Source organism: Mesorhizobium sp. M7A.F.Ca.US.005.03.2.1 (assembly GCF_003997795.1).
Lineage (GTDB): Bacteria > Pseudomonadota > Alphaproteobacteria > Rhizobiales > Rhizobiaceae > Mesorhizobium > Mesorhizobium ciceri.
On the sequence record NZ_RZRP01000031.1, the window covers coordinates 1 to 9,516 of the forward strand.

Genomic DNA, 9,516 nt, shown 5'->3' on the forward strand with positions numbered 1-9,516 from the left:
CCTTGCGCGTCGATGACCAGATCGTAGCGGCAATTGCGCAAGGTGCGGCGCAGGGCGGCCGCCTCGCGCCAGGTGGCGCCGTCAAGCAGCGCCTTGCGCCAGCGCCGGATCGCCACCGTATGAATCTTGTCGATCGCCGGGTGAAGCGCGACGATTCCGGCGAATGCCTCTTCGACGCACCAGTCGAAGGTCAGGTCCGGGCGGTGGCGACGGGCATCCTCGACCGCCGGAAAGGTGTGGATGACATCGCCCATCGACGACGTCTTGACGATCAGCACCTTCATGCCGCGGCCGGAATTTCCAGCAGCCGGTCCGCCGCTGCCGCGACCTGGCCGACTTCCAGCGTCTTCAGGCAGTTGAGGTGGCCGAGCGGACAGACCTTCTGGTGGCAGGGCGAGCACGACAGGCCGAGCCAGACCAGCTCGCGGCGCTCCGCCAGCGGTGGCGTGTTTTCGGGCGAGGTCGAGCCGTAGACGGCGACGATCGGCGTGCCGACGGCGGCCGCGACATGCATCAGTCCGCTGTCATTGGACACAGCCAGCCTGGCGGCGGATATCAGGTCGATGGCGTCCTCCAGCCGCGTCTGTCCGGCGAGGTCGACGACGCCGGGGACCAGGGCTGCGATCTCCGCCGTCACGTCGCGGTCGTTCTTCGAGCCGAACAGCGCAACCTTCAAGCCTTTGCCCATGAAACCGCTGGCAAGCCCGGCATAGCTTTCGCTGGGCCAGCGCTTGGCAGGGCCGAATTCCGCACCGGGCATCAGGGCCACGAATTTCTGCGGCGCCAGCCCGAAACGGCCGAGCAGGTCGACCTGGTTTTTCGTGTCCACGCTAAGCCGTGGCGCCCGGAAACTGCCGCCTTGGGCAAGGCCGAAATAGGCCTGCGCGGTGCGTCGTTTGATGCTGTCGGGCAATGGCACGATGTCGGTCAGCAGGCCATAGCGCATCTCGCGCAGATTGCCGACACGGCGCGGAATGCGGGCAAAGAACGGAATCAGCGCCGACTTCCAGCTGCCCGGCAGGATATAGGCCATGTCGTAGCGGCCGCGCAGCAGGCGGCCGAAGCGGCGGCGATGGGTGAATTCGAGCGCGCCGGGTTTGAGCGGAAAATCGATCTGCTGGCGGATTTCGGGCATGCGCTTGACCAGGGGTGCTGCCCAGGCCGGAGCCAGCACATCGATGGCGGCGTTGGGATGCAACTCCTTCAGCGCCGAAAACAGGCACTGCGCCATCACCATGTCGCCCACCCAGCGTGGGCCGATCACGAGGATCGTTGGGCTTTCAGCCATTCGACATAGTCTCTGACACCGGTTTCCACTGTCCGGAATTGGCCATTGTAACCGGCCGCGCGCAAACGGGACATATCAGCTTGCGTAAAGCTCTGGTAGCTGCCCTTGAGATGGTCGGGAAAGGGGATGAATTCAATCTCCCCTTTACCCAACGTGTCGATCACCGTTTCGGCGATGGCGCGGAAGGGCTGGGCACGGCCGGTGCCGCAATTGAAGATGCCGCTTGAGCCCCGTTTCCACAGCCACAGATTGACGTCGGCGACATCGCCGACATGGATGAAGTCACGGCTTTGTTCGCCGGGTCCGAACCCGTCATAGGCGCCGAACAGTTTCGGGTTCTCGCCTCGCTCGACCTGGTTGAACAGATGGAGGGCGACGGAAGCCATGGCGCCCTTGTGCGCTTCGCGCGGGCCATAGACGTTGAAGTAGCGCAAGCCTACGACCTGTGAATGGTCGGCCTGCCCGGCGAACACGGTTCGCCTGACATAGTCGTCGAACAGCTTCTTGGAATAGGCGTATACGTTGAGCGGCCGTTCCAACGCGGGTTCCTCGAGGAACTCCGAGCCGCCGCCATAGACGGAAGCCGAGGAGGCATAAAGGAAAGGCACGCGCAAAGTCTGGCTTGCATGCAGCAACCGTTTCGAGAAGGCGTAATTCACCTCCATCATGAATTTGCCGTTCCACTCGGTGGTGGTCGAGCAGGCGCCCTGGTGGAACACGGCCTCGATGCGGCCGAGCGAGCCGGCCTCCATGCGGGGCAGGAAATCGTCCTTGTCGAGATAGTCGGCGATCTTGAGATCGGCAAGATTGACGATCTTGTGACCGTCGGTAAGGTCGTCGACGACGAGGATGTCGTCATGCCCTTCGGCATTCAGCGCGGCGACGATGTTGGAGCCGATCATGCCGGCGCCGCCCGTGACGATGATCATGAAGGACCTCTGGTTGCTTTGCGATTCCGGTCCTTATAGGGGAGGCTAGCCGGGCTGTCGACAAAGCCAGGTGCATGCGCCTGTCCTGCCATTTTATGCGCTTGTCTGTTTTGTCCATTTTGTCTATTATGGACAAAACAGGGTATCCCATGAAAAACTATCCGTCGACCGATCTGAAACAGAATCTTGGAGATGTGCTTGCAGCTGCCAGCCAGCAGCCGGTCTCCATCACTCGCCACAACAAGCCGAGATACGTCCTGATGAGCATCGAGGCCTACGAAGCGCGCTTCGGCAACGACAGCCGCCGCGTCTACGCTGCGAAGGACGCCCCGACCGAACATGTCGAGATGCTCGAGGAGTACGCCGCGGAATTGGACCGTGATTAAACCCGCTGCTGCGGACGTCTGGCGATATCCATATTTTTGGCATCGCCAACACGGAGACGGCGAGACCGAAGGCCGGAAGTCACGGCCTGTGGCCTTTGTGGCTGTCCTTCCTGGGAAAGCCGGGGGTACCAACCTCTTCATACTTGCAATCACTTCCACACAGCCGGGTCGTGATCGCGTTGCAGTCAGCATCCCGGAAATTGAACGCCACCGTGCGGGCCTCGATCCTATGCCCCTTTGGGTCATGGTCGATGAGTACAATCATGATATCCTGGAAGCGTCGGCCTATTTCGAGCCGGGTGCGCGAATTGGCGCGTTCAGCCCGTCATTTCACAAGAAAATTATGTTCGCTTTTACTGCGGTTGTCCGCACGGGTCAGTCCAAAGCAATCCCGCGCGCGGACTGAATCGACAGGGCAGAGCACGATCGTGAGGGACCAAAAATGCCATCGACCGAACTGCTCATCGCGTTTTTCGCCACCACAGCGATCTTCGCCTACATTCCAGGCCCGGCCATGCTCTATGCCGCCGCGCAGACGATGGCGCGCGGCCGCTGGTCCGGCCTGACGGCGGCGCTGGGCATTCATCTGGGCGGCTACGTGCATGTTTTCGCCGCGGCCGCCGGGCTGTCGGTGCTGTTTCATGCCGTGCCGACGCTCTACCTGGCGGTCAAGCTGGTCGGTGCGCTCTATCTGATCTGGCTTGGCATCTCGCTGTTTCGCAAGCGCACGGACGGCGATGCGGCGCTGCCTGCCATCGAGCGCAAATCGGCGCGGCGCGCCTTTTTCGAGAGCATCACCGTCGAGGTGCTCAATCCGAAGACAGCGATCTTCTTCATGGCGTTCCTGCCGCAATTCATCGACGCCTCGGCGGCGTTTCCGGTCTGGCTGCAGTTCGTCGTGCTCGGCACGATAGTCAATCTGATGTTCTCCTCGGCCGATATCGTCTGCGTGTTCCTGGCGGGCGCCGTGATCGGCCGCCTGCGGCGTTCGAGCCGCGCCCAGCGGCTGATGCAGCGGGCGGGAGGGGCGGTGCTGGTCGGGCTGGGCGTCCATGTTGCCCTGCAGAAGAGCTGACGCATCGGACAGTCGCGGGTCATGTCCTGACGTTGCGCTGCGTGGATTTGCGGTATATCGGCAGGCATGAACGATCCGGCCCGTAAATTGACAATTTTCATCACGATTGAGATTTGCCTTACCCTCGCGTTGCCAGTGACATGATCAAGCACAATCCGCCTTCTCCAGAACCATTGCACCGCGCCATTGCGCGGTTCGGCCAGGCCACCGTGCTGGTGGTCGGCGACTTCATCCTCGATCGTTTCGTCAACGGCGTCATTGAGCGGATCTCGCCGGAAGCGCCGATCCCGGTGCTGCATGGGCGCGGCGAGACCTCGACCATGGGCGGCGCCGGCAATGTCGTGGCCAACATCGTTTCGCTCGGCGCTGCCGCTGTCCCCGTTTCCGTAATCGGCGCCGATCTGGCGGGCGACAGTCTGGTGCGGATGCTGCGGGAACTTGGCGCCGATACGGCGGGCCTCGCGCAGGAGCCTGGTCGCATGACATCGTCCAAAAGCCGCTTCAGCGCGCTCAACCAGCAGGTGCTGCGTTTCGATGAAGAGGAGATCAAGCCGCTCGGCGCCGCGGAGCGAGCCGGCCTGATCCGCCATTTCCGCGCCGCGCTGGCGCACGCCGACATCGTCATCCTGTCCGATTACGGCAAGGGCATCCTGCTCGACGGCGTCGCCGGCGACTTGATCGCCATCTGCCGCGAGGCTGGAAAGCCGGTGCTGGTCGACCCTAAGGGCCGCGATTACGCGCGCTATGCCGGGGCGACCGCCATCACCCCCAACCGCAAGGAACTCGGCGAGGCCGTCGGCCATGCGGTGTTCGCCGATGACGAGATCGTGGCTGCCGCGCGCCAGCTGATTTCGGCACATGGTTTCGATTTCGTCGTTGCGACGCGCAGCGAAAAGGGCATGAGCGTGGTCGGCCCCGACGAGGCGCGCCACATCGCCACCCAGGCGCGCGAAGTGTTCGACGTTTCGGGCGCCGGCGATACGGTGATCGCGAGCTTCGCGCTGGCGCTGGCCGTAGGCGCCGATACGGTCATGGCCGCTTCGATCGCCAATGCCGCTGGTGGCGTCGTTGTGGGAAAACGCGGCACAGCGCGGCTGACGGTCGAGGAACTCACCGGCGCGCTGTTCCGTTCACATGGGCCGACCGCCCACAAGGACGCCATCCTCGACGCCACATCGGCCGCCCGCATGGTGGCGGCGTGGAAGGAAGAGGGCCTGAGCGTCGGCTTCACCAATGGTTGCTTCGACATCCTGCATGCCGGCCATGTCAGCTTGCTGCACGCGGCGCGAAGCCAGTGCGACCGGCTGGTGCTCGGCCTCAACAGCGATGCCTCGGTGCGGCGCCTGAAGGGCGCCGGCCGGCCGGTCAACGACCAGCACGACCGCGCCTGCGTGCTGGCAGCACTCGCCTCGGTCGACGCGGTCGTGGTGTTTGAGGAAGATACGCCGCTGGCGCTGATCGAAGCGCTGCTGCCCGACATACTGGTCAAGGGCGCCGATTACACGGTCGATACCGTGGTCGGCGCCGATGTGGTGCAGAAGGCCGGCGGACGCGTCGTGCTGGTCGATCTCGTCGCTGGAAAAAGCACCACCAACACCATTGGCAAATTGCGCGCCGGCGGCACCACAAACTGAGGGTTTCATGTCCGACTTGAACGATTACCTTGTCCGCTCGGCGGCTGCCATATCAGCCATGGTCGAACGGGACCTGACCGGTGAGATGGAGCGGGCAGCGAGCGCGGTGGTGACGGCGCTTTCGTCGGGGAAGGCCTTGCTCATCGCCGGCAATGGCGGCTCGGCCAGCGACGCCATCCACATTGCCGGCGAACTGGTCGGCCGCTTTCTCAAGGAGCGCAAGGCCTACAATGTCATCGCGCTGCCGGCCAATGCGGCGGTGCTGACCGCCTGGGGCAACGACTATGGCTTCGACACGGTGTTTTCGCGCCAGGTCGAGGCGCATGGCGCGGCCGGCGGCGTGCTTCTGGCAATCTCGACCAGCGGCAATTCGCCGAGCATCCTCGCCGCCGCCGAACAGGCACGGAGGATGGACATGACGGTGATCGGCATGACCGGCGATACCGGCGGCAAGCTGAAACCTCTGTCCGATATTCTGCTCAACGTTCCGTCGACCTCGACGCCGATCATCCAGCAGGGGCATCTGTGCCTTTATCATCATCTGTGCGAGGTGGTCGAAGCGCGCCTCAGCAATGGCTGATCCCACGACCTCTGGCCGCTATCCGCTGGCTGAGCCGGGCCTGTGGGTCGAGCAGGTCGGCTCAAAGGTGTTCGCCGCCGGCTCTCCGGCGCTGTTCCTCGACCGCGACGGCACCATCAATATCGATACGGGCTATCCGGATGATCCTGGCGAAATGGTGCTGCGCGCGGATATAGCCGCGGTGATAGCCGCCGCCAACGGGGCCGGCATTCCCGTCATCGTCGTCACCAACCAGTCCGGCATCGCGCGCGGCTATTTCGGCTGGAGCGATTTCGCCGCCGTCAATGGCCGCGTGCTCGAACTGCTACGCGCCGACAATGCGTTCGTCGACATGGTCCTTGCCTGCGCCTATCACGAGGCGGGCTCCGGCCCGCTCGCGGCCGCAGATCATCCGATGCGCAAGCCCAATCCGGGCATGCTGCTGGAGGCGGCCAGGCGCCTCGGGCTCGATCTGCGGCGTTCGCTGATCGTCGGCGACAAGGAGGCCGACATGGAGGCGGGACAACGCGCCGGCCTCTCGCAGGGCTGGCTGGTGGACGGGCAAGCGGCTGTCCGACGGGGCTTCACAATTCGGCCTTGGTGCGACCGCGCGGACTTCGACGGCCTGCTCGCCGCAATAGCTGGACTTGGGGCCGCCTCGGGCGCGCCCTAACGGTCTATACCCGATCGTTGTCCCGCCAGGCTTCATAGAGCTTGGCCTCGGTGGCGAACGAATACACCATCACCAGCATCGAATAGACGAACCCGTGCCGGCCGCACAGGAAGTAGCGCTTGGCCAGGTAAAACTTCAGGAAGTTGCCAAGCGGCGACAGCACCAGTCTTATCAGGCCAGGCTTCTTGGCTCGTTCGACCAGCGTGGCGACCTTGAGGCTGGAGTAGGTGTTGGCTCTCGCCAGATCCTCGGCAATAGTCATTTCGCGGCGATGCAGCAGCACGCCATTTTCTATGGTGCCGGTTTCGCCCGGCACCTCGAACGACTCATGGACCCGCAGATTGAGGTCCATGGTTGCCTTGTCGCGCCGGAAAAGCCGCAGCAGCCTGTTGTGAAGCACCCAGCGGTGCGCATAGCCGTAACCCTTCAGCTTGTCGCGGCGCCTGATATACCATCCGTCGAAAGCGTCATTCCCAAGCTGCGTCACACTCATGATCGACTGCCTGAGAACGTCATCGATGGCCTCGTCGGCTTCAATCGAAAGGCACCACGGTTGGGTGGCCTGATCGAGCGCGAATTGCCGCTGACGAGGAAAGCCCGGCCAATCATTGTGAAACAGCCTTATCGGGTAGCCCTTGGCGATGAACGCATTGACGACGTCCAGAGTGCTGTCCGTCGAGCCTGAATCGACGACGATGATCTCGGCGCAGAAGTCGACGCTCTCCAGGCATTCGCCGATCATGTCGGCCTCGTTCATACAGATGACCAGCGCCGAAACCGGGCTAGAAAATCGAGTCATCGTCCCACCCCACGGCACACTGTTCTCGGAATTGGGCTGCCCTGCGCCACCTGTATTATGCAATCCCGAAAGCGCTATGCGCTTTTCCCAGGAAAACCGTTACACACTTTTTCTGGAATTGCTCTAGGAAACCAGCAAGGCGGCTACGGCAGGACATCCGGCTTCACAGAAGTGCCTATCGAACGCCAAAGCGGCGCTGATATGGCGAGGCGTTCAAGCCGCATCGGCGAAAGCCGGTTGCGGTTCACCGGCTCAAGGCTGTGCGAACGAGACCAAGCCTTCGTCCTTGACCCGGCGGATGGTGAGCGCTGTGCGCACCGTGTCGACATTCGGGGTCGAGGTCAGTTCCTCGATGACGAAGGTCTGGAAGGCGCCGAGGTCGCTCGCCACGCAATGCAGGAGGAAATCGGATTCGCCCGACACCATCCAGGCGTCGCGTACGATCGGCCAGCCGCGGGTGCGCTCGGCAAAGATGCGCAGCTCGGCATCGGCTTGATGATGCAGGCCGACCAGGCAGAAGGCAACGACATCAAGGCCGAGCGCTGGTGCGTTGAGCAGAGCGCGGTAGCCACGGATGATGCCGGCTTCCTCCAGGCGCTTGACGCGGCGCAGGCATGGCGGTGCCGAAATGCCGACGCGGTTCGACAGTTCGACATTGGTCATGCGGCCGTCGCCCTGCAATTCGCGCAGGATCTTCCAGTCGATGGCGTCGAGGTCGGCCTTGAGCGGCATGGGGGCTCTCGATCATGAGGGGCAACACGCAAGAATCTTGCGTGATTTTGTAATTAAACGACTTCGCTGTCCATTCCATCCTTCGCCCGGAATATTTCGCGGGATCCGCGGGCGACAGGGTGTGACAAAGCTTTCCGGGGACGAACTCCAACTTGCCTTGCTGGCGTCGTGGGCAACACTTACATTACGCGCGACAATGATCGAGTTTTCCATGCCGCAATTGCCGGCAGCCCTCCGCAGAGGCTTTAGATGACCACCAAGCACGCGCCCGTTCTCATCATCGGTTCCGGCCCGGCCGGCTATACGGCGGCGGTCTACGCCGCCCGCGCCATGCTGAAGCCGATGCTGGTCGCCGGCCTGCAGCAGGGCGGGCAGTTGATGATCACCACCGATGTCGAGAACTATCCCGGCTTCGCCGACCCGATCCAGGGTCCGTGGCTGATGGAGCAGATGCTGAAACAGGCCGAGCATGTCGGCACCGACATCATCAACGACATCATCACCGAGGTCGACCTCAACGTGCGACCGTTCCGTGCCAAGGGCGATTCCGGCACCACCTACACCGCCGACGCGCTGATCATCGCGACCGGCGCGCAAGCGAAATGGCTGGGCATCCCGACCGAGCAGGACTTTATGGGTTTTGGAGTCTCGGCCTGCGCCACCTGTGACGGCTTCTTCTACCGGGGCAAGGATGTCGCGGTGATCGGCGGCGGCAATTCGGCGGTGGAAGAGGCGCTCTATCTGTCCAATCTCGCCAAGAGCGTGACGGTGATCCACAGGCGCAGCGATTTTCGCGCCGAACGTATCCTGCGCGAGCGGCTTCTGAAGAAGGACAATGTCCGCGTCATCTGGGACACGATCGTCGACGAGATCACCGGTCGGCCCGGCAAGACGCCGCTGCCGCCCTCGGTCGTGGGGCTGAAGCTCAAGCATGCGGTGACCGGCGAGGTGTCGCACCTCAAGATCGACGGCGTGTTCGTGGCCATCGGCCATGCGCCGGCGGTTGAACTGTTCGCCGGCAAGCTCAAGCAGAAGCCGAACGGCTATCTGTGGACGGCGCCGGATTCGACCCGCACCGATGTGCCGGGCGTGTTCGCGGCCGGCGATGTGACCGACGATATCTACCGCCAGGCGGTGACGGCAGCGGGGCTTGGCTGCATGGCCGCACTCGAGGCGGAGAAGTATCTGGCCGGCATCGAAGTGCATCGCGAAGCGGCCGAGTAGAGAGTTCAGAGAGCGGCTTAGAAACGCCGTGTAAAAGCCTGATTTTTCATTCAGACGCCAAAACAGAACGAGGGGAATCATGGCGTTGGACTGGGACAAGCTACGCGTGTTTCACGCTGCGGCGGAGGCGGGGTCGTTTACCCATGCGGCCGAGACATTGCATCTGTCACAATCGGCGATCTCGCGGCAGGTCAGCGCGCTCGAGCATGATGTCGGC

12 protein-coding genes and 1 pseudogene are annotated in these 9,516 nt (G+C 63.1%); 8 read left to right on the plus strand and 5 right to left on the minus strand.

Annotated elements, in window-relative coordinates; translation table 11 throughout:
- The 3 genes and pseudogenes from EN991_RS03355 to rfaD all read right to left on the minus strand — a co-directional run.
- Positions 1–284, minus strand: a pseudogene (locus tag EN991_RS03355) (lipopolysaccharide heptosyltransferase I); the annotation flags it as partial.
- Complete coding sequence (gene waaF / locus EN991_RS03360) at positions 281–1,288, minus strand: lipopolysaccharide heptosyltransferase II (RefSeq protein WP_127368151.1); 1,008 nt, start codon at positions 1,286–1,288, stop codon at positions 281–283. The pseudogene EN991_RS03355 and the gene waaF, both read right to left, overlap by 4 nt.
- Positions 1,261–2,217, minus strand: coding sequence for an ADP-glyceromanno-heptose 6-epimerase (gene rfaD, locus EN991_RS03365; protein ID WP_127368152.1), 957 nt, complete (start codon positions 2,215–2,217; stop codon positions 1,261–1,263). The genes waaF and rfaD overlap by 28 nt, the downstream gene beginning before the upstream one ends.
- Positions 2,218–2,366: 149 nt before the next feature.
- Here rfaD and EN991_RS03370 point away from each other — a divergent pair, with 149 nt between their 5' ends.
- The 6 genes from EN991_RS03370 (at position 2,367) to EN991_RS03395 (ending at position 6,544) form a co-directional block, all read left to right on the plus strand.
- Entirely contained in the window at positions 2,367–2,603 is a 237-nt protein-coding gene (locus tag EN991_RS03370) for a type II toxin-antitoxin system Phd/YefM family antitoxin (RefSeq protein WP_024504156.1), read from the plus strand.
- Positions 2,596–3,009, plus strand: coding sequence for a hypothetical protein (locus EN991_RS03375; RefSeq protein ID WP_245460886.1), 414 nt, complete (start codon positions 2,596–2,598; stop codon positions 3,007–3,009). Before EN991_RS03370 ends, EN991_RS03375 begins: the two co-directional genes overlap by 8 nt.
- A 36-nt stretch (positions 3,010–3,045) precedes the next feature.
- Complete coding sequence (locus tag EN991_RS03380) at positions 3,046–3,678, plus strand: LysE family translocator (protein WP_127368153.1); 633 nt, start codon at positions 3,046–3,048, stop codon at positions 3,676–3,678.
- Between the two features lie 140 nt (positions 3,679–3,818).
- Positions 3,819–5,312, plus strand: a complete 1,494-nt coding sequence (gene rfaE1, locus EN991_RS03385; RefSeq protein ID WP_063168811.1) for a D-glycero-beta-D-manno-heptose-7-phosphate kinase — start codon at positions 3,819–3,821, stop codon at positions 5,310–5,312.
- Positions 5,313–5,319: 7 nt separating this feature from the next.
- Positions 5,320–5,892: an SIS domain-containing protein gene (locus EN991_RS03390; protein ID WP_024504153.1), complete on the plus strand. Its 573-nt coding sequence runs from the start codon at positions 5,320–5,322 to the stop codon at positions 5,890–5,892.
- Positions 5,885–6,544 (plus strand): HAD-IIIA family hydrolase, encoded by a 660-nt coding sequence (locus EN991_RS03395; protein WP_127368154.1) that lies wholly within the window; start codon positions 5,885–5,887, stop codon positions 6,542–6,544. The genes EN991_RS03390 and EN991_RS03395 overlap by 8 nt, the downstream gene beginning before the upstream one ends.
- A gap of 4 nt (positions 6,545–6,548) precedes the next feature.
- Here the strand turns inward: EN991_RS03395 and EN991_RS03400 are convergent, their stop codons facing one another.
- A complete protein-coding gene (locus EN991_RS03400) occupies positions 6,549–7,343 on the minus strand; it encodes a glycosyltransferase family 2 protein (protein ID WP_063172903.1) in 795 nt (264 codons plus the stop codon).
- A 252-nt stretch (positions 7,344–7,595) separates the two neighbouring features.
- Positions 7,596–8,075 carry an Lrp/AsnC family transcriptional regulator gene (locus EN991_RS03405; protein ID WP_023809735.1) on the minus strand — a complete coding sequence of 160 codons (480 nt, stop codon included), beginning with the start codon at positions 8,073–8,075 and terminating at the stop codon, positions 7,596–7,598.
- Between the two features lie 249 nt (positions 8,076–8,324).
- On the opposite strand from EN991_RS03405, the gene trxB reads away from it, so the two are divergent.
- Together trxB and EN991_RS40695 are read left to right on the plus strand one after the other, a co-directional pair.
- The gene (gene trxB, locus EN991_RS03410; RefSeq protein ID WP_127368155.1) at positions 8,325–9,299 is read left to right on the plus strand and encodes a thioredoxin-disulfide reductase; all 975 of its coding nucleotides are present in this window, start codon (positions 8,325–8,327) and stop codon (positions 9,297–9,299) included.
- A gap of 79 nt (positions 9,300–9,378) precedes the next feature.
- Positions 9,379–9,516: LysR family transcriptional regulator (locus EN991_RS40695; protein ID WP_164782251.1), on the plus strand; the 138-nt coding region annotated here is incomplete at its 3' end.